Origin of the sequence: Pantoea sp. Pa-EAmG (assembly GCF_030024295.1) — a bacterium.
Classification (GTDB): Bacteria; Pseudomonadota; Gammaproteobacteria; order Enterobacterales; family Enterobacteriaceae; genus Pantoea; species Pantoea dispersa.
This window is the reverse complement of the sequence record NZ_JASEWO010000081.1, coordinates 1-19,661: the sequence shown is the minus strand read 5'-3', so window position 1 is coordinate 19,661 and position 19,661 is coordinate 1. Positions and strand designations below refer to the sequence as shown.

The 19,661-nt window shown below is 57.8% G+C and carries 21 protein-coding genes; 6 read left to right on the top strand and 15 right to left on the bottom strand.

Going from position 1 to position 19,661, the window contains the following annotated elements; all coding sequences use genetic code 11:
* Positions 1-408: 408 nt before the first annotated feature.
* The gene (locus tag QMM04_RS12500) at positions 409-1,692 is read left to right on the top strand and encodes a citrate synthase (RefSeq protein WP_021508542.1); all 1,284 of its coding nucleotides are present in this window, start codon (positions 409-411) and stop codon (positions 1,690-1,692) included.
* 350 nt (positions 1,693-2,042) lie between these two features.
* On the opposite strand, the gene nei is transcribed toward QMM04_RS12500, so the two are convergent.
* From nei to QMM04_RS12445, 11 genes are all read right to left on the bottom strand, one after another.
* Positions 2,043-2,831 carry an endonuclease VIII gene (gene nei, locus QMM04_RS12495; RefSeq protein ID WP_282996276.1) on the bottom strand — a complete coding sequence of 263 codons (789 nt, stop codon included), beginning with the start codon at positions 2,829-2,831 and terminating at the stop codon, positions 2,043-2,045.
* A gap of 12 nt (positions 2,832-2,843) precedes the next feature.
* The gene (gene pcp / locus QMM04_RS12490; protein ID WP_058775288.1) at positions 2,844-3,491 is read right to left on the bottom strand and encodes a pyroglutamyl-peptidase I; all 648 of its coding nucleotides are present in this window, start codon (positions 3,489-3,491) and stop codon (positions 2,844-2,846) included.
* Between the two features lie 7 nt (positions 3,492-3,498).
* Positions 3,499-4,515, bottom strand: coding sequence for a DUF979 domain-containing protein (locus tag QMM04_RS12485; RefSeq protein ID WP_282996275.1), 1,017 nt, complete (start codon positions 4,513-4,515; stop codon positions 3,499-3,501).
* On the bottom strand, positions 4,515-5,243 hold the full coding sequence (locus tag QMM04_RS12480; protein ID WP_021508546.1) for a DUF969 domain-containing protein: 729 nt from the start codon (positions 5,241-5,243) through the stop codon (positions 4,515-4,517). Before QMM04_RS12480 ends, QMM04_RS12485 begins: the two co-directional genes overlap by 1 nt.
* A gap of 57 nt (positions 5,244-5,300) precedes the next feature.
* Positions 5,301-6,038, bottom strand: coding sequence for a 5-oxoprolinase subunit PxpA (pxpA, locus tag QMM04_RS12475; RefSeq protein ID WP_104092698.1), 738 nt, complete (start codon positions 6,036-6,038; stop codon positions 5,301-5,303).
* Positions 6,022-6,960, bottom strand: a complete 939-nt coding sequence (pxpC, locus tag QMM04_RS12470) for a 5-oxoprolinase subunit PxpC (RefSeq protein ID WP_127833805.1) — start codon at positions 6,958-6,960, stop codon at positions 6,022-6,024. The genes pxpA and pxpC overlap by 17 nt, the downstream gene beginning before the upstream one ends.
* The gene (gene pxpB / locus QMM04_RS12465) at positions 6,954-7,610 is read right to left on the bottom strand and encodes a 5-oxoprolinase subunit PxpB (RefSeq protein WP_021508549.1); all 657 of its coding nucleotides are present in this window, start codon (positions 7,608-7,610) and stop codon (positions 6,954-6,956) included. The genes pxpC and pxpB overlap by 7 nt, the downstream gene beginning before the upstream one ends.
* 161 nt (positions 7,611-7,771) lie before the next feature.
* Positions 7,772-8,515, bottom strand: coding sequence for a type 2 GTP cyclohydrolase I (locus QMM04_RS12460; RefSeq protein WP_282996274.1), 744 nt, complete (start codon positions 8,513-8,515; stop codon positions 7,772-7,774).
* 18 nt (positions 8,516-8,533) lie between these two features.
* The gene (phrB, locus tag QMM04_RS12455) at positions 8,534-9,961 is read right to left on the bottom strand and encodes a deoxyribodipyrimidine photo-lyase (protein ID WP_282996273.1); all 1,428 of its coding nucleotides are present in this window, start codon (positions 9,959-9,961) and stop codon (positions 8,534-8,536) included.
* Positions 9,962-9,973: 12 nt separating this feature from the next.
* Entirely contained in the window at positions 9,974-10,930 is a 957-nt protein-coding gene (locus tag QMM04_RS12450) for a 2-thiouracil desulfurase family protein (protein WP_058775282.1), read from the bottom strand.
* A 151-nt stretch (positions 10,931-11,081) separates the two neighbouring features.
* Positions 11,082-11,282 carry a YbfA family protein gene (locus QMM04_RS12445; RefSeq protein WP_282996272.1) on the bottom strand — a complete coding sequence of 67 codons (201 nt, stop codon included), beginning with the start codon at positions 11,280-11,282 and terminating at the stop codon, positions 11,082-11,084.
* A 246-nt stretch (positions 11,283-11,528) separates the two neighbouring features.
* Here QMM04_RS12445 and kdpE point away from each other — a divergent pair, with 246 nt between their 5' ends.
* Entirely contained in the window at positions 11,529-12,203 is a 675-nt protein-coding gene (kdpE, locus tag QMM04_RS12440; protein ID WP_021508554.1) for a two-component system response regulator KdpE, read from the top strand.
* A 42-nt stretch (positions 12,204-12,245) separates the two neighbouring features.
* Here kdpE and pgm read toward each other — a convergent pair whose 3' ends face one another.
* Both pgm and seqA read right to left on the bottom strand, forming a co-directional pair.
* Positions 12,246-13,886 carry a phosphoglucomutase (alpha-D-glucose-1,6-bisphosphate-dependent) gene (gene pgm / locus QMM04_RS12435; RefSeq protein ID WP_021508555.1) on the bottom strand — a complete coding sequence of 547 codons (1,641 nt, stop codon included), beginning with the start codon at positions 13,884-13,886 and terminating at the stop codon, positions 12,246-12,248.
* Positions 13,887-13,911: 25 nt separating this feature from the next.
* A complete protein-coding gene (gene seqA / locus QMM04_RS12430) occupies positions 13,912-14,451 on the bottom strand; it encodes a replication initiation negative regulator SeqA (protein ID WP_010616121.1) in 540 nt (179 codons plus the stop codon).
* A 248-nt stretch (positions 14,452-14,699) separates the two neighbouring features.
* Between seqA and ybfF the strand changes: the two genes are divergently transcribed.
* From ybfF to fur, 4 genes are all read left to right on the top strand, one after another.
* Positions 14,700-15,464, top strand: coding sequence for an esterase (ybfF, locus tag QMM04_RS12425; protein ID WP_021508556.1), 765 nt, complete (start codon positions 14,700-14,702; stop codon positions 15,462-15,464).
* 169 nt (positions 15,465-15,633) lie between these two features.
* Positions 15,634-15,909, top strand: coding sequence for a LexA regulated protein (gene ybfE / locus QMM04_RS12420; RefSeq protein ID WP_010616122.1), 276 nt, complete (start codon positions 15,634-15,636; stop codon positions 15,907-15,909).
* 137 nt (positions 15,910-16,046) lie between these two features.
* Positions 16,047-16,577, top strand: coding sequence for a flavodoxin FldA (fldA, locus tag QMM04_RS12415; RefSeq protein ID WP_021508557.1), 531 nt, complete (start codon positions 16,047-16,049; stop codon positions 16,575-16,577).
* Positions 16,578-16,929: 352 nt separating this feature from the next.
* The gene (gene fur / locus QMM04_RS12410; protein WP_021508558.1) at positions 16,930-17,379 is read left to right on the top strand and encodes a ferric iron uptake transcriptional regulator; all 450 of its coding nucleotides are present in this window, start codon (positions 16,930-16,932) and stop codon (positions 17,377-17,379) included.
* Positions 17,380-17,440: 61 nt separating this feature from the next.
* On the opposite strand, the gene QMM04_RS12405 is transcribed toward fur, so the two are convergent.
* Both QMM04_RS12405 and glnS read right to left on the bottom strand, forming a co-directional pair.
* Positions 17,441-17,836, bottom strand: a complete 396-nt coding sequence (locus QMM04_RS12405; protein ID WP_021508559.1) for a hypothetical protein — start codon at positions 17,834-17,836, stop codon at positions 17,441-17,443.
* Between the two features lie 236 nt (positions 17,837-18,072).
* A partial coding sequence (glnS, locus tag QMM04_RS12400) for a glutamine--tRNA ligase (RefSeq protein WP_282996271.1) occupies positions 18,073-19,661 on the bottom strand: 1,589 nt, incomplete at its 5' end.

Here is a 19,661-nt window from a genome sequence, read left to right as displayed (position 1 = left end):
ATACACTTTCCCCTAAGCTCAAGTTATGTAACATTGCCTTTACGAGCAACACAAACCGTCAGGTTATTGGTTACCAAGAAGTTATGTCGTGACAGGATCTTTAACATCCACGATGTGCAGCGCGTCATGCCCGGACACCACCGATTGGCTTTACACATTTCGCTCCGTAACCTTGCAGCATGAACGTTACCGCTGAGTGATGCTGTGAAGATTCTGTTTTAGCCTAAGTCGTGCGGGTTGCAACAAGGCAGTAAGCGTGCAAATGATGGGCGTTTACGCAAGTAAATGACCGCACTGCGCGCGCGCAGCCAGTGTAGCGGCGGCCCGAAAATACGGCGGGTAAACGCAACATGATGACTGTTCTGGTGTCTAAGATCCTTACCTACTAAGGCGCTATGGAGACGAAAAATGACAGATAAAAAAGTGACGCTAACCCTACAAGATAACAACTCCGTGGAACTGGATGTGATGCAAGGCACGCTGGGACAGGATGTTGTTGATGTCCGCGCCCTTGGCTCAAAAGGCCTGTTCACCTTCGACCCCGGTTTTACCTCTACGGCGTCCTGCGAATCAAAAATTACCTTTATTGATGGTGATGAAGGGATTTTGTTACATCGCGGTTTCCCTATCGATCAGCTGGCTACCCACTCCAACTATCTGGAAGTGTGCTACATCCTGCTGAACGGCGAAGCCCCTACTCAGGCGCAGTACGACGAGTTCCGCACTACCGTAACCCGTCACACCATGATTCACGAGCAGATCACCCGCCTGTTCCACGGCTTCCGTCGTGATTCACACCCGATGGCGGTGATGTGCGGCGTGACCGGCGCGCTGGCTGCCTTCTATCACGATTCATTAGACGTGAATATTGAACGTCACCGTGAAATCGCCGCCTTCCGCCTGCTGTCAAAAATGCCGACTATGGCCGCGATGTGTTACAAATACTCCATCGGCCAGCCGTTTGTGTATCCGCGTAACGATCTCTCCTATGCCGGTAACTTCCTGCACATGATGTTTGCTACACCGTGTGAAGAGTACAAAGTGAACCCGGTGCTGGAACGCGCCATGGACCGTATCCTGATCCTGCACGCTGACCACGAACAGAACGCTTCAACCTCTACCGTGCGTACCGCCGGTTCTTCCGGTGCCAACCCGTTTGCCTGTATCGCCGCCGGTATCGCCTCGCTGTGGGGACCTGCGCACGGTGGTGCCAACGAAGCCACGCTGCGTATGCTGGAAGAGATCAGCACCGTGGATCACATCCCGGAATTCGTGCGTCGCGCCAAAGATAAGAACGATTCGTTCCGTCTGATGGGCTTCGGTCACCGTGTGTATAAGAACTATGACCCGCGCGCGACCGTGATGCGTGAAACCTGTCATGAAGTGCTGAACGAGCTGGGCATGAAGGACGACCTGCTGGAAGTGGCGATGGAGCTGGAGCACATTGCGCTGAACGACCCGTACTTTATCGAGCGCAAACTCTATCCGAACGTCGATTTCTATTCCGGTATCATTCTGAAAGCGATGGGCATTCCGTCATCAATGTTTACCGTGATCTTCGCGATGGCGCGTACCGTTGGCTGGATTGCGCACTGGAAAGAGATGCACGACGAAGGCATGAAGATTGCCCGCCCACGTCAGCTCTACACCGGTTACACCGAGCGCGAATTCAGCTCGGCGCTGAAAAAATAACAATCAGGGCGGGTTATCCCGCCCTTTTCTTTTTTAGTATACGGCGAAAGTTTGGGGCGCATCGTGCAGAGCCCTGCCTGGCTGAGCCCCGTTTCAGGCGTCCTCGCGCCGCTGACGCGGTACCTTCACATCCTTCGTCAGTCTGACGGACCGCCGTAGACGGGACATCCTGTCCCGGCTACGGCTTTCGCCCGCATCCATGCGGTCTCATCCTGACTTCCTCATGCTGTTCAGCGCTGCGGATTGCCTGTCACGGGGTTCAGCCAGTCAGTGCATTAGCTCTGGTGCAGTTTGCCGGAAGACGATGCGGGGATGGCCTGTCCCGCGCCTCTTCTATTGATGACCAAAACTCAATGCTGACAGCCCGGACACCAGTAAAACGGTCGTGAGGACAGTACGCCCTTCTCAATGACGGTACCGCAGCGCCGGCACTTTTTGCCCTGGCGGTGAAACACCTCGAAACGAAACGCTGCCTCTTCGTGATACTTCTTCATGCTGCCACGCATCTGATAAGACAAACGCGGCACCGCCAGCATGGCGTGGCTCAGCGCATCCAGCTGCTGATCGCTCAAATCCTGTGCACGATGCTGCGCCAGCAAACTGGCGTGCCACAAAATCTCGACGCGCAGATAGTTGCCGAGCCCGGCGAGAAATGCCTGATCCAGCAGCAAACCGCTGAACTGGCGGCGACGAAAACGCGGCGACAGCAGCCGCTCGCGCACCTCTTCCACCGTCAGCGTGGCGTCCAGCACGTCAGGTCCGACGCGTTGCAAAAACGGATGCGCGCCGAGCGTATCTGCGTTCAGCAGCTCAATATCCGAAGCGCTATACAGCAAAATTGCCCGGTCGGCATTACCCAGCCGCACGCGCAGCTGGCGCGAAGTATTGGGCTCAGTCCCGCTCGGTACCACACGCCACACGCCGTACAGCTGATTATGGCTGTACAGCGTCAGTCCGTTAGAGAAATGCGTCAGCAGTGCCTTGCCGCGCGTTTCAAAGGCGTCGATGGTTTCCCCCATCAGCGCCGGTTCGTAGGTCTTCAGCGCCGGAAAAGCAAACCACACCTCGGTCAGAGGTTTGCCCACCATTGCCGCTGCAAGTTGATCCGCCGCGCGGCGGATCTCCGGTCCCTCTGGCATAACCGCTCCTGATTAATGGGTTGCGCCGCCCACTTCGCGAATGTCTTTCTCAGTGCTGAGAATCACCTGCAGCGACGTTTCCAGCGCCTGAATCACACTGGCGGTCGACATACTTGGTGCGCCAGGATGCTGCGCCGCCTGCTGCGGCATATAAGGAATATGCACGAAACCGCCGCGTGCTGCGCTGCCTGTGGTCTGCAGCCAGTGCAGCAGGTGATACATGACGTTATTGCAGGTAAACGTCCCGGCGGTTTGCGACACCGAAGCCGGAATCCCCACTTCGCGCAGTGCCGCGACCATCGCTTTGATCGGCAGCGTGGAAAAATAGGCCGCCGGTCCCCCCGCGACAATCGGCTGATCGACCGGCTGCTGCTGGTCGTTATCCGGAATGCGCGCATCGTTCACATTAATCGCCACGCGCTCTACGCTGATATCGCTGCGCCCGCCAGCCTGGCCGACGCACAGCACGCGGTGCGGCTGCAGCTCTTCCAGCGCAGCGGTCAGCACCTGGCCGCAGCGGGCGAATACCACCGGCAGCTGGCGCACCACAATCCGCGCGCCGCCGAACTCCCGACCATCAAAGCTGCGCACCGCTTCCCACGACGGATTAATGCGCTCGCCGCCAAACGGCTCGAACGCCGTCATTAACACCGTTTTCATCGCAACCTCACAGGAACATCAGGAAATAAAGCAGGAAAATATTTACCAGTAACAGTAGCACACCGGTTGGCACCTGAGCCTTGATCACCGCGTTACGGTCCGGCAGCTCCAGTAAACGCGCCGGAACAATATTGAAGTTGGCAGCCATCGGTGTCATCAGCGTGCCGCAGTAGCCGCAGAACATGCCGATCGCTGCCATCACCGCCGGATTACCGCCGTGCTGCAGCACCAGAATCGGAATACCGATGCCGGCGGTGACAATCGGGAACGCCGCAAACGCATTGCCCATCACCATGGTCAGCAGCGCCATGCCCAGCGCATACACCGCCACCGCAATCAGCCGGTTATCCACCGCCAGATAGTGTTCGGTAAGATGTGAAATCGCTGTCCCAACGCCAGCGCTGGTAAACAGCAGGCCGAGCGTGGCGAGAATCTGCGGCAAAATAAATGCCCAGCCAACCGCATCCAGCAAACGCCGCGTCTCCTGCATCGACTGCAGCGGCTTCTCGTGGGTAAACTTCAGCGCAATCAGCCAGCCCAGCACGCAGCCAATCATCATCGAAAACAGCGTGACCAGCGTCGAATGATTGCCCGGGCCAAACACCCTCTCCTGCAGACCGGGAATATGATTGAACGCCAGCACGCCAATCACCGTCACCAGCGGAATTGCCAGCGCCGGCAGGAACAGCTTATTGCCGAGACGCTGCGCGCTCTGCTGCTTCTGTTCATCGCTGCGCTGATGATAGCGACCGAGGCGCACGCCGCCGAACCCGGCAATCAGCGCCATGACCACCACCGCCGCGCCCACCGCAATATGCAACCAGCGACGTCCCAGCTCCGCATCACCGGCCCACTGCCCCATCAGTTGATAAGCACCGTCGCCAATCAGGAAAATCAGACCGTACAGCGCCCAGAATAAACCGGTGGTAAAACGGCGTGGGTTGGCGCTATCGCGCCATGACAGCAGCGCGACAATCAGCAGGATCGCCCCGGCCAGCCACATCAGAAACTGTTGCTGAAACATCACTCACCTCCTTTTGCGCGCAGCGCCTGCTGGTTGAGCGCGCCCAGCTCACGCGACAGCTGACGGTCGAGCCGCACCAGTCGCGCAGCATGAATCAGGAACGCACACAGTGCGGTCGGAATGCCCCACAGCGCGATGTGCAACGGTTCGGTGCTGATGCCCGCTGACTCCTGCATAAAGTTGTGCATAAAAATGATCGCGCCGAAGGCCACGAAAATATCTTCACCGAAGAACAGCCCGACGTTATCGGTAGCCGCCGACATGGCGCGCAGCCGCTGACGAATCTCCGGTGATACGCTGCCGTAACGGTTTTCAGTAGCACCTTCGGCCATCGGCGCCAGCAGCGGACGCACCATCTGCGGATGCCCGCCCAGGCTGGTCAGCCCCAGCGCCGCAGTCAGCTCACGCACGAACAGATAGACGATCAGTAAACGGCCGGCGGTGGCGGTTTTGATCCGGGCGATCCACGTCTGCGCCCGCTCTTTCAAACCGTGGCGCTCCAGCAATCCGATGACCGCCAGCGGTAACAGCAGGATCAGCGGCAGATTACGGGTATTGAGAAAGCCGGAACCGAGCTTCTCCAGAATATCGCCGAGCGGCATATGCGCCGCCAGCCCGGTGACAAAACCGGCAACAATCACCACCAGCACCGGGTTGAAGCGCAGCACAAAGCCGAGCACAATCGCGGCAATGCCGAGTAACGGCCAGAGATTGACCACGTTATCCATGTTTTCCCCTCGTCAGAAATAAAAAGCCCGGCAACAGGCCGGGCTAACAGTCAATGATCAGGCGCTGGTGACAGCAATCTGATTTGTCGCAAAAGCGGCGCGCAGCGTGCGGGCGAATTCCAGCGCATGGGCACCATCGCCGTGCAGACAGACCGTCTGCGCATTCACCGCCACCCATTCGCCGCTGACGCTGCGCACCTGACGCTGCTGCACCATGGTGAGCGTCTGCGCCAGCGCCTGCTCAGCCTCTTCGATTAACGCCCCGGGCTGGCTGCGCGGCACCAGCGCGCCACTGGCCAGATAGCCGCGGTCAGCAAACACCTCTTCGCGCGTGCGCAGACCATGATGCGCGGCGGCGGCAATTGAAGCGCTGCCCGCCAGGCCAACCAGAATCAGCGCCGGATCGACGGCTTTGACCGCGCGCGCAATCGCATCCGCCAGCACTGCATCTGACGCCGCCTGGTTATACAGCATGCCGTGCGGCTTCACGTGCACCAGCTTCGCCCCTTCACTTTCAGCGAGGCTTTTCAGGGCACCAATCTGGTAAATCACCTGCGCGTACACGGTTTCTGGCGGCAGCTGCATGGCGGTCCGGCCAAAATTTTCCCGGTCGGGAAAGCTCGGATGCGCACCGATCGCCACGCCATTGGCGCTGGCCCAGCGCACCGACTGCAGCATGGTTTCGGCATCGCCGGCATGGAAACCGCAGGCGATGTTGGCCGAGCTCACCAGCTCCAGCAGGGCCCGATCGCTGGCACTGCCTTCACCGAGGTCGGCGTTAAGATCGATCTTCATGAGCAAGCCCCCAGGCTATCTGATCAAGCGAACGTTGCTGCTGCTGTTTGGCCAGCAGCGCCTCCTCCAGCGTGCAGCGGATGAAGTGGATCGGTTCTCCCAGACGAATCTGCGCCAGCTGATAGAGATCGGCTTCGATGACGCAGGCAATACGCGGATAGCCGCCGGTGGTTTGCGCATCGGCCATCAGCACAATCGGCTGACCGTTCGGCGGCACCTGCACCACACCCGGCACCAGGCCGTGCGACAGCAGTTCACGTGCGACACTGCGCTGCAGAGGACTGCCCTGCAGCCGGTAGCCCATGCGGTTACTTTGCGGGCTGAGCTGCCACGGGTTACGCCAGAATGCGTCCTGCGCGTCGTGGGTAAATTCGTTGTACTCCGGCCCCGGCAGCGCGCGGATGCGGTTGCCCCACAACAGCTGCCGTACGCCAGCCTGATGGCTGAAGCGGCGCGTCGGCTTGCCCAGCGGCAGCTGATCGCCATCCTGCAGTTTACGTCCCTGCCAGCCGCCAAAGGCCGCTTTGAGATCGGTGCTGTGCGAGCCCAGCATGGCGTCGATGGCAAAACCGCCGTTCACCGCCAGATAGCTGCGCATACCGCGCGTAGGCATGGACAGACTCAGCACCTGGCCTTTTTTCACCGGCAGACGCCAGCCAGTCCACACCGGCTGGCCATCCAGTTCGGCGCTGCAGCTGGCACCGGTCAGCGCAAACCAGCCGTCGCGACGAAACTCCGCTTTGAACTGACCGAGCACAATCTCCAGCACCGCGCTGTTTTCCGCGTTGCCGACCAGCATATTGGCCGTGCGCATTGAAGGCTCATCCAGTGCGCCGCTCAGGCTGATGCCGTATTGCCGCCAGCCGTGGCGGCCGCGATCCTGCACCGAGGTCATTAATCCGGCACGCAAAATTTTTAACATACGCCCTCCCGTTGTGGCACGAAGCGGACGCTGTCGCCGGGACGCAGTAGCGTCGGCGGCTGCTGTTGTGGATCGAACAGGCTAAGCGGCGTGTGACCAATCAACTGCCAGCCACCGGGCGCAGCCAGCGGATAGATACCGGTCTGGCTGCCGCCAATGCCCACCGAACCGCCAGGCACCACCAGCCGGGGCTCGGCGCGACGCGGCGTGTGCAGCCGCTCATCCAGCCCACCGAGATAAGGGAAACCCGGCTGAAAGCCAATGAAATAGACCACGTAATCCGCGCTGCTGTGCAGCTCCACCACCTGTTGCGAGGTCAGATCCGCCGCACGGGCGACCTCCGCCAGATCCGGACCGCCCGCGCCGCCATACACCACCGGAATCTCAACCTGACGCGGCTCGGCCAGCAGCACCTCGCTCTCTTCCCACCAGCGCTGCAAACGCTCAATTGCATCCAGCGCTTTCAGCTGCGGATCGCGCAGCAGCAGCGTCAGGTTATTCATGCCCGGAATCACTTCCGCGATCTGCTCATTCTGCTGCAGCCGCTGGCACAATCCCCAGATGCGCTGCTGGCTGACGAGCGAAACCGGCGGTTCCAGCTCCAGTACCACCGCCCGCTCACCCAGCAGATAACAACGTGCTCGTTGCAAAACCCACCTCCCGGTCATTAATAAAACGCGCCGTGACCGCAGTGACGGCGCGCCTGAGGGCATTCGCTTATGCGAAAAGTCAATAAGTTATGCGAAAGTGAAGGAGATGTGTCAACTGATTTGCGCCCGGCACGTGTTTTCCGGGCGCATAAGCGAAGCGGTCAGGCGGGGTTGTCGATATCGATAAAGGTCACATCCAGACCATGCTGGCTGGCTAGCCACTCACCGAGCGCTTTAATGCCGCCGCGTTCGGTGGCGTGATGGCCGGCAGCAAAGAAATGCAGCCCCTGTTCACGGGCGCTGTGAATGGTCTGCTCAGAGACTTCACCGCTGATAAAGGCGTCGACGCCAAAGGCGGCGGCCGCATCGATAAAGCCCTGGCCGCCACCGCTGCACCATGCCACCCGGCGAATCAGCGCCGGAGCATTATCACCGCAGTGCAGCGGCTGGCGTCCAAGGCGCGCCGCGATTTTTTCCGCCAGCGCCGGACCGCTTAGCGGCTCAGCCAGCTCGCCCCAGGGCACCAGCGGCTGGATTTCACCTTTGACGTCGATATCAAACAGCGTGGCCAGCTGGGCGTTGTTGCCCAACTGTGGGTGAGCATCGAGCGGCAGGTGCCAGCCGTACAGGTTGATGTCATTGGCCAGCAGCGTGCGCAGACGCTGGCGTTTCATCCCTTTAATCACCGGCGCTTCGCTCTTCCAGAAGTAGCCATGATGCACCAGTATCGCATCGGCCTGGCGTTTTACCGCCTCATCCAGCAGCGCCTGACAGGCCGTCACGCCGGTGATTACACGGCGCACCTGCTCACGCCCCTCAACCTGCAAACCGTTGGGCGCATAGTCGCTGAAGGCACTGGTGTTGAGTTGCTGATTGACGATGTGTTCTAACTCGAAATTGTTCATAACGGCTCCGTGACCGCCTCAGGCTGCGCTGCGCGCGCGCTCGAAGGCGTCTAATGTCTTTTTACGTGCCGCCTTATGTTCCACGATTGGCGCCGGATAATCGAGTTTCTTGTTGTTTTTCTCCGCCCAGACGTGTGGCTGATGGATGGCGCTGTCCGGCACGTCTTGCAGTTCCGGCAGCCACCGGCGGATAAACTCGCCCTGCTTATCAAAGCGCTCGCCCTGGGTCGTCGGGTTGAAGATGCGGAAGTAAGGTGCGGCGTCGGTGCCGGTCGACGCGGCCCACTGCCAGCCACCGTTATTGGCCGCCAGATCGCCGTCAATCAGCTGCTGCATGAAATAGCGTTCACCCTCGCGCCAGTCAATCAGCAGATCTTTCACCAGAAAGCTGGCGGTGATCATGCGTAACCGGTTGTGCATCCAGCCCAGCGTATTGAGCTGGCGCATCGCTGCGTCAACAATCGGATAACCGGTTTTGCCCTGCTGCCAGGCGGTAAGGTGTTGCTCATTCTGTTGCCAGCTGACGTTGCGCGTCCAGTCGACAAACGGCTGATGCTTACACAGCGCCGGAAAGGCCACCATCAGGTGACGATAAAATTCGCGCCAGACCAGTTCATTGAGCCACACCAGCGCGCTGCCGTTGTTCAGCGCCTGCGGATGCTCCTTCAGAATGCGATGCAGGCACTGACGCGGCGACAGCACACCAATCGCCAGATATGGCGACAGGCGGCTGGTGCCGTCAATCGCCGGTATGTCGCGCTGCTGGTCATATTTTTCCACCCGCTGCTGGGCAAACTGGCGCAGCTGCTTCAGCGCCGCCTCTTCTCCGGCAGGAAACCAGGTTTCGTCGAATTCTTCCACAGGATAATCGAATGCCGCTATTTTTTTGCCGGCGGCCACGGGTGCCCCGGCGCGCGCTTTCGGTGCGTGATGGCACTCTGGCAGCCCCTGTTGCAGACGCCGGATAAACGCTTTGCTGAACGGCGTGAACACTTTGAACATGCTGTTGCTGCCGGTCTGTACGCTGCCCGGCGGTAACAGCAGGCTGTCATCGAATCCCTGGCACACCACGCCCTGCTGATCGAGCTGCTTCTCAACCGCAGCATCGCGCTGGCGCTCATTGATTTCATATTGATAGTTGTAAAACAGCGCATCCACCTTGTGCTGCTGGCAGAAAGTCGCCAGATAGTCGACCGACGCGGCGAAGTCATCGCACTGATGAAAGTGCAGCTTAATACCGCGTTCTGCCAGCGACTGCTGCAGCAGGCACAGGTTTTGATGGATAAAAGCCGCCTGTTTGGGGGCCATGCTGTGTTGCTGCCACTGGCCGGGCGTGGCGATGAACAGCGCCAGCACCTCGGCCTGACTGTCGCGGCAGGCCGCGGCCAGTGCGCTGTTATCATTCATGCGCAAGTCGTTACGCAGCCAGACTAAATGAGTGCTCATAACGCTCCGTGTTTACTGGCCGTAGCGCAGACGCAGCGCTTCCGGGTAGGGATCGAAATAACGCTGCTGCGCCAGCCACGGGTGCGGGAACTCTGCCATGTAATGTTTCAGCATGGTGATGGGGGCCAGCAACGGCTGCACACCGCGACGGTAGCGGTCAATAAGCTGCGCCAGCTCCTGACGCTGCGGTGAACTCAGCTTCGGCCGGAAATAGCCCTGTACATGCATCAGCACATTGGTGTGATTACGACGCGACGCCTGGTGCGACATCAGGTGCATCAGACGGTTACGGTATTCAAAGGCGTACGCATCCAGTGACTCCCACTGTTCCATCGCTGCGACAAACCGCCCCATTTCGCGGTACTCATCCTGCGCATGCGACAGCAGCAGTAATTTGTAGCGACTGTGGAAGGCAATCAGCTTGTGGCGCGTCAGCCCGCTGCGCCACATTTCGTTGAACTCATGCAGCGCATAGACGCGCCCCATGAAGTTTTCGCGGATCGCGTCATCGTGCAGGCGTCCATCCTCTTCCAGCGGCAACCACGGTAGCTCTTTCTGCAGGAACGAGGTGAACACGCCGGTGCCGGCTTTGCGATTGTTGTTAGTGTCAGGCTCGTAGACGCGCACCCGCTCCAGTCCGCAGCTCGGCGATTTGGCACACAGGATGTAGCCGCACAGATGGTGCAGCGATTTAACGCGCTCCGCAGACCAGCGGGCCATTTCGTCGGTCAGCTCTTCCCCGCCGTCTTTACTGAAACACAGGTGGATCTGATCGTCGCTCTGTTTGACCAGCCGCAGCGCCGGGCGCGGCGTCGGCAGACCGATGGCCATTTCCGGGCAGACAGGTTCGAAGCGCACAAATGGCGCGAGCTCGTCAGTTGCAAAGGCAAAACGCTTGTGGCCGCCATCGAATCGGACGCTATCCCCGAGCAGGCAGGCACTGATACCTACAGGAATTTTCTCGCTCATACTTGTACAACCCCCAAAATCTTGTAGAGGTTTAAGTGTAGCTGAAATGCCGCGAGATAACAGCGGGACAATGCGTTTGTCGCACCACTTTAAGATAAAAAAACCCGGTGCCTCGAGCGAGGTCACCGGGTTATCACCGCGAAGCCGGGCGTTACCAGTAGAAACCGCCTGCCGCTTCCGATTGCGCCAGCCAGACCGGTTTGGTGCTGGTTTTGCACCACATGCGGTGCAGATAACTGTAGAAGCGCGCGCGATCCTGGCGGAACAGCATCACTGGCAACGCCAGTACGCCAATCAATACCACCAGCACACGGCGCAGCACAATTTTGGCGAGTGGATATGCCTGATACATCAATGCCTCCTCGTGGTAAATTTTGCTATGAAATGTGATCTGCCTCAGATATTACGCCTGGTTGTGTAATTTTACTACTCATCCGACCACTATTTTGATCTTTTTTCAGCCATTTCCTGGCCGGGATGAAAGGAAGTTACATTTTTGTAAAATTTTGGATCACAGCGAGTTACTGAGATCGTGACGGACGCCGTCGCGGTTTATTGTTAAAGTAATGCGTTAACCTTATTTGCCGCAGGAGTCAGCGTGACGACCATCTTGATTGTCGAAGATGAAAAGGAGATTCGCCGTTTCGTGCGCCTGGCGCTGGAGAGCGAAGGCCTGAAGATTGTGGAAGCGGAGCAGTTGCAGCGCGGCCTGATTGAAGCGGCTACGCGCAAACCGGATTTGGTGATTCTCGATCTCGGTTTACCGGACGGCGATGGTAATGCCTTCATCCGCGAAGTGCGGCAGTGGAGCAGCATGCCGGTAATTGTGCTGTCAGCACGCAGTGACGAGCAGGATAAAATAGAGGCGCTGGATGCCGGCGCTGACGACTATCTCACTAAGCCGTTTGGCATCGGCGAACTGCTGGCGCGCGTGCGCGTGGCGCTGCGTCGTCATCAGCGCAGCCAGCCGGAGCCGCTGGTGCAGTTTGGCGAAGTGAGCGTTGATCTCGCCGCGCGGCGCGTGCTGCGCAGCGGCGAAGAGGTGCATCTGACGCCGACCGAATTTCGCCTGCTCAGCCTGCTGCTGAATAACGCTGGCAAAGTACTGACCCAGCGCCAGTTGCTTAACCAGGTGTGGGGGCCCAACGCCGTGGAACACAGCCATTATCTGCGCATCTATATGGGACACCTGCGGCAAAAGCTGGAAGCCAATCCCACCCAGCCGACGCACCTGCTGACAGAAACCGGCATCGGCTATCGCTTCATGCCATAAAAAAAGGCCGCAAACGCGGCCTTCTTCATGCAGGATGCCCTGTCAGGCGTTTTTCAGCACTTCGCTGACAATTTCTACCGCTTCTTTCTCGATCTGCTGGCGATGCTCAGCGCCGAGGAAGCTTTCACAATAGATTTTGTAGGCGTCTTCCGTGCCGGACGGACGTGCCGCGAACCAGCCGTTTTCAGTCATCACTTTCAGACCACCAATCGAGGCGCCGTTGCCCGGTGCCGCGGTCAGACGTGCGGTGATCGGGTCGCCCGCCAGCGTATCGGCGCTGACCATTTCAGGTGACAGCTTCGACAGTGCCGCTTTCTGCGCAGAAGTGGCAGGTGCCTGCAGACGGTTGTAGCTTGGCGCACCAAAACGCGCGGCCAGCTCATCATAGTGCTGCTGCGGGTTCTTACCGGTAACCGCAGTGATTTCCGCCGCCAGCAGACACAGGATGATGCCGTCTTTGTCTGTTGACCAGGCGGAGCCGTCGAAACGCAGGAACGAGGCGCCGGCGCTCTCTTCGCCGCCAAAGCCAAAGCTGCCGTCGAACAGACCATCCACGAACCATTTGAAGCCGACCGGGACTTCCACCAGCTTGCGACCAATGTCGTTCACCACGCGGTCAATCATCGCGCTGGAAACCAGCGTTTTACCAACGGCCACCTCTTTGCCCCACTGCGGACGGTGCTGGAACAGGTAGTTGATCGCTACCGCCAGATAGTGGTTCGGGTTCATCAGACCGGCGGGCGTGACGATGCCGTGACGGTCGTAATCCGGATCGTTACCGAAGGCCAGATCGAACTTATCTTTATACGCCAGCAGACCGGCCATCGCGCACTCGGACGAACAGTCCATGCGCACCACGCCATCTTTATCCAGATGCATGAAGCGGAACGTCTGGTCGATGGCATCATTGACGATGGTCAGATCCAGCTGGTAGTGCTCAGCAATGCGCTGCCAGTAGGCCATGCCGGAACCGCCGAGCGGATCGACACCGATTTTCAGGCCGGCTTTCTGGATCGCCGGGAAGTCAATCACCTGCGCCAGACCTTCAACGTATGGCTGGATCAGATCCTGCTCAACGATGTGGCCACTGGCCCACGCCTGATCCAGCGCCAGACGCTTAACCTCTTTCAGCTCACCTTTGATCAACTGATTCGCGCGATCTTCCACCACTTTGGTGACGTTGGTGTCAGCCGGTCCACCGTTCGGCGGATTGTACTTGATGCCACCGTCTTCTGGCGGGTTATGCGACGGGGTAATCACGATACCGTCCGCCTGCGCGCCGCCGCGCTTGTTGTGCTCCAGAATGGCGTTGGAGATCGCCGGCGTCGGCGTATAGCCGTTGTCCTGCTGCACAATCACATCAACGCCGTTGGCGGCCAGCACTTCCAGCACTGACAGGATCGCCGGCTCAGACAGCGCATGGGTGTCTTTACCTACGTAGCACGGGCCGGTGATGCCGTTCTTTTTACGCTCTTCAGCGATCGCCTGCGCAATCGCCAGAATGTGTACTTCGTTGAAGCTATGACGTCCCGCGCTGCCGCGGTGGCCGGAGGTGCCAAATTTCACCGCATGGTCCGGGTTCGCCGCATCTGGCTTCAGGACGTAATACTGCGAGGTTAATTGTGCAACGTTAATCAAATCGCTCTGCTGGGCGGGTTGCCCGGCACGGGGGTGATTGGCCATTGGCGCTTCTCCCTGACGCTTCGGTTTAAATGGTGCCGCAAACTTTCTCTGCCAGTTCCTGCGGGAACTGCATGGCAAGCATGATGTGTTCCACCATGCTGCATTTACGACCTGTATTGGTATTGGTGATCACCCAGTACGGCGTGCCGGGGACGTGCTTCGGCTTAGTATGGGTGCCATTTTGCAGCAGCGTGTGCTCGTCACCCGCAAAGTAGACGCGGGTGCGGCCCTGCAGCGAGGCAGTGGCATCAGCAAAGGCTGCCGGATCAAGACGATAAAGCGTTGACAGGATCAGCATGAAGCGATTAACCGCCTTCTTCTGCTCCGCATACTCGTCAGACAGCAGCAGCTCGCGTACGGCGCGCACGCGATCCTGAGGTCGCGCTTCGCTGCGTGCAGCCGGTGCTTCTTTTACCGCCGCATTCGCCGCTGGCGCAGCGGATGCGCTCTGGCCGGCAGTGAATTTCAGCATACGGCGCAAAATGTCCGAGGCGCTTTCACCAATGTGCTGCGTGTGGCTGGCAATATAACGGTAGAGTTCTTCGTCAACTTCAATCGTTTTCATCTTTTTCCGTGCGATTCTGGCAAATGGCAGAACCACGCTACTTTGCAAAGGCCTTAACAAAATCCGGTCGTGCAAAATGTGAGCGGGCTCTAACATAAGGATTATAAAGTTAAATCCGCGACAGCCGGTAGCGCTGGCATCGTTTACGGGCAAAAGTCGGAATATGCCCTAATGCCTGACCGCCCGGCGCCGGGACAGGTGAATCCATGATACCCTAAGCCCAGGTCTCAACCGAAAGAACTTTAGCCATGATTTTGAACGCCCGTCTGCAAACTGAACAATCTGCCCCTGATGCCCAGCCCATTCTGTTAATTCATGGCCTGTTTGGTAGCCTGGATAACCTCGGCGTCCTGGCGCGCGGCGTGCGCGATGCACGGCCCACGCTGCAGGTGGATGTCCGTAACCACGGCCTGTCACCGCGCAGCGAAGAGATGCACTACGCTGCGCTGGCGCAGGATATGGTCGATACGCTGGATGCGCACCACATCGAACGGGTCGATGTTATCGGCCACTCAATGGGCGGCAAAATTGCCATGGCGCTGAGCGCCGTTGCGCCCGAACGGATTGGCAAAATGGTGCTGATTGATATCGCGCCGGTGGATTACCAGACGCGACGCCACGATGAGATCTTCGCGGCGATCCGCGCGGTCAGCGCAGCTGGCGTCACGCGCCGCAGCGCTGCGGCCGACGTGATGCGTGAGCACGTGCGCGAAGAAGGCGTGATTCAGTTCATTCTGAAATCTTTCCATGAAGGCGAATGGCGCTTCAACGTGCCGGTGTTATGGGACAATTATCCGGTGCTCTCCGGCTGGCAGGAGGTGCCCGCGTGGCCTCATCCGGCGCTGTTTATTCGCGGCGGTGATTCACCCTATCTGGACAACCAGCACCGTGATGCGCTGCTGCGCCAGTTCCCGCAGGCGCAGGCGCACATTATCAGCGGTGCCGGACACTGGGTGCATGCAGAAAAACCCGATGCCGTACTGCGCGCGGTGCGCCGCTTTTTTAACCTGTAAAAGCAAAAGCTTGCTACGGGCGGTTTAGGGTTGGCGTCGCGCCGGGCGCTGGAGTATGATGTCGCGCTAAAAATTTGCCGCGGATGCTTTTTTCGCCGCGGTCGGGCCGATAAATGTTTAAATCGCGCAGCGCCTTTCCGCCGTTCGCGCCCACGCAGTTTCACAAACCATGGCAAAAGAACAGACAGATCGTACCACGCTCGATCTCTTCGCAGACGAGCGGCGTCCCGGTCGCCCTAAAACCAGTCCGCTGTCGCGTGATGAGCAGCTGCGCATTAATAAGCGCAACCAGCTGAAGCGCGACCGGGTGCGCGGCCTGCGCCGCGTTGAGCTGAAAATGTCCAGCGAAGCGGTCGACGCGCTTAATACGCTGGCCGAGCAGCAGAACATCAGCCGCAGTGAACTGATTGAACAAATGCTGCTGGCGCAGCTCAAACTGGCGTAACGTGCGCAGACCGCACGCTGGAACACAAACTCAGCGCTTTACACATTCCGCGCTTTTCGCCGGTCTGCTATCATTCGCATAACTGTGTCGTCTTCTGACTTACTTTCACAATCAGGATTTAAGAGGTTACTCACTCCATGGCAATCGTAGGCATTTTCTTCGGCAGCGATACCGGCAACACTGAAAACATTGCAAAAATGATCCAGAAACAACTGGGTAAAGATGTCGCCGAAGTGCATGACATTGCTAAGAGCACCAAAGAAGATCTCGAAGCATTCGATATTCTGCTGCTGGGTATTCCGACCTGGTACTACGGTGAAGCCCAGTGCGACTGGGATGACTTCTTCCCGACGCTGGAAGAGATTGATTTCAACGGTAAGCTGGTAGCGCTGTTTGGCTGCGGCGATCAGGAAGATTATGCCGAGTACTTCTGTGACGCGATGGGCACCATTCGCGACATCATTGAGCCAAACGGCGCAGTAATTGTGGGCCACTGGCCAACCGAAGGTTACCACTTCGAAGCCTCTAAAGGTCTGGCAGACGACAAACACTTCCTCGGCCTCGCCATCGATGAAGATCGTCAGCCTGAACTGACTAACGAGCGCGTCGACAAATGGGTTAAGCAGATCTTTGATGAGCTGCAGCTGCAGGCGATCATCGAAGCCTGATGCTTTCCTGTCCGATGTGGGCGCTGGCTCACATCGGGCAATGGAATTACCTATAAAAATAATAGCTACGGTTTTTTAACTTTTTCCCTCAATTCTGTAGAATACCCGCAACGGTCATCTGCTTATTCCTCGGGCATCAGACTGAGACTGCGCGAAAAGGAACATCGATCTGCACGATCCCGCTGAGGCTCACGACATTTCTCCTTACAGCATCCGGGGAATTGTCCGCCGCAGCCGGTTTTCATTTCGCAGGCTGAGCTCTATAATGAGACGCAAATGAGAATGCGCGTTGACCACACATTCAAGGCCTTTGCGCCGTAAGTGACTAGCAAAGTAACAGGACAATATCCGCATGACTGACAACAACTCCGCATTGAAAAAGGCTGGCCTGAAAGTCACGCTGCCCAGACTGAAGATTCTGGAAGTGCTTCAGGGACCCGGACCCGAGTCCCATCATGTCAGTGCGGAAGATTTGTACAAACGCCTGATCGACATGGGCGAAGAGATTGGTCTGGCGACGGTATACCGTGTTCTGAACCAGTTTGACGACGCCGGCATCGTGACGCGTCATAACTTCGAAGGCGGGAAATCCGTGTTCGAACTGACCCAGCAGCATCACCATGATCACCTGATTTGCCTCGACTGCGGCAAAGTGATCGAGTTTAGCGATGAATCTATCGAAACGCGTCAGCGTGAGATTGCAACACGCCACGGTATCAAACTCAGCAACCACAGCCTGTATCTGTACGGCCACTGTGCGCTGGGAGACTGCCGCGAAGACGAGACGCTCCACGATCAGTAATTGAATATGCTATGCAGTATAAAAAAACCGGTGCCAGGCACCGGTTTTTTTATGGCTGCGTTCAGGCGACCAGCGTTTCCTGCAAATAGCGCCAGCGCGGAACCGGCGTGCTGCAGTCCAGCACCGCCAGCGAAATGCGGGTCTGGTTGTTGCCGTTAAGCATTTGCAGTTCGTGATACTGAATGGTCACTTCCTGCTGCTGCTGGGAAATGATGGCATGCTCACTGGTGGCGATTCGCATCCCTTCCCGCTGCCCGTGCAGTTTGCGAAACAGGGTTTCAGTGTCATTAAGATCGAGCTGTTTGCCTTGCGGCGTCACCATTTTGAAGTCGGGATGAAAGTGCGACAGCAGCAGATCCATACTGTCATCGCTGCCTTCGGCCTGATTAAAAATACGTTCGATAAGCTGATGTAAAACCACCACGCTATGTTTGGCTTCCAGAGCGAGACTTGTCATTTTTCTTCCTTCGCTAACCCGCACAGCAACATTTAAGAGCGCATAGCCTACCTGAAAATAACGATTTCACACGGGTAAATTAGTTAATTTTATTAAAGTCAGATTAGTCGTAATCGCGCGCAATTACTGTTTTTTGTCTGGTTCAGCATAATCGATTCCCGTTTGCAGATAACGGGCAATAAAAAAGGGCGATTGCTCGCCCTTTGCTGATCATATCGTGCTATCAAGCAGTAAAATTATTCGCCGATTTTTGCCCAGGTATCACGCAGACCCACGGTGCGGTTGAACACCAGTTTCGACGGCTGCGAGTACACGCTATCAGCGCAGAAGTAACCTTCGCGCTCAAACTGATACGGCGCCAGTGCGCTGGCGGCACGCAGACCCGGCTCAACGAAGCCCTGTTTGATCTCCAGCGAGTTCGGGTTAATGGTGGTGAGGAAATCCTCGGCCGCGCCCGGATTTGGCACGCTGAACAGACGATCGTACAGGCGGAATTCGGCAGGCAGCGCGTGAATCGCCGACACCCAATGGATAACGCCTTTCACCTTGCGGCCATCGGCCGGATCTTTGCTCAGGGTGTCGACATCGCAGGTTGCGTAGATGCAGGTGATGTTGCCGGCTTCATCTTTCGCCACGCGCTCGGCACGAATGACATAAGCGTTGCGCAGACGAACTTCTTTACCCAGCACCAGACGTTTGTACTGCTTGTTGGCCTCTTCACGGAAGTCGGCGCGATCGATCCACACCTCACGGCTGAACGGCACCTCACGCGTGCCCATCTCCGGTTTGTTCGGGTGGTTCGGCATGCTGATGATTTCTTCATGCCCGGCCGGCAGGTTCTCGATCACCACTTTCAGCGGATCCAGCACCGCCATAGCGCGCGGCGCGTTCTCGTTGAGGTCGTCACGAATGCACGACTCCAGCGACGCCATCTCAACAATGTTGTCCTGCTTGGTCACACCGATACGGCGGCAGAATTCGCGGATTGACGCCGCGCTATAGCCACGACGGCGCAGACCGGATACGGTCAGCATGCGCGGATCGTCCCAGCCTTCAACAATCTTCTCGCTCACCAGCTGCGTCAGCTTACGCTTCGACATCACCGCATATTCCAGATTCAGGCGCGAAAACTCGTACTGACGCGGATGCACCGGAATGGTGATGTTATCCAGCACCCAGTCGTAGAGACGACGGTTGTCCTGGAACTCCAGCGTACACAGGGAATGGGTGATGCCTTCCAGCGCATCGGAGATGCAGTGGGTAAAGTCGTACATCGGATAGATGCACCACTTGTTGCCAGTCTGGTGGTGTTCGGCATATTTAATGCGGTACAGCACCGGATCGCGCATCACAATAAAGCTGGATGCCATGTCGATTTTGGCACGCAGGCAGGCTTTGCCCTCTTCGAAGCCGCCATCACGCATCTTCTGGAACAGCGCCAGGTTCTCTTCCACGCTGCGATCGCGATACGGGCTGTTTTTGCCCGGCGCGGTTAGCGTGCCGCGGTATTCACGGATCTGCTCTGGCGACAGCTCGTCAACGTAGGCCAGGCCTTTGTTGATCAGCTCAACCGCGTAGTTGAACAGTTGGTCAAAGTAGTCAGAGGAGTAACGAATGTTGCCGCTCCACTCAAAGCCCAGCCATTGCACATCATTCTTGATCGATTCAACGAACTCCATATCCTCTTTGACCGGATTGGTGTCGTCGAAACGCAGGTTGCACTGCCCCTGATAATCTTGTGCGATACCAAAGTTCAGGCAGATCGATTTTGCATGGCCAATATGCAGGTAACCATTGGGCTCAGGCGGGAAACGGGTATGCACAC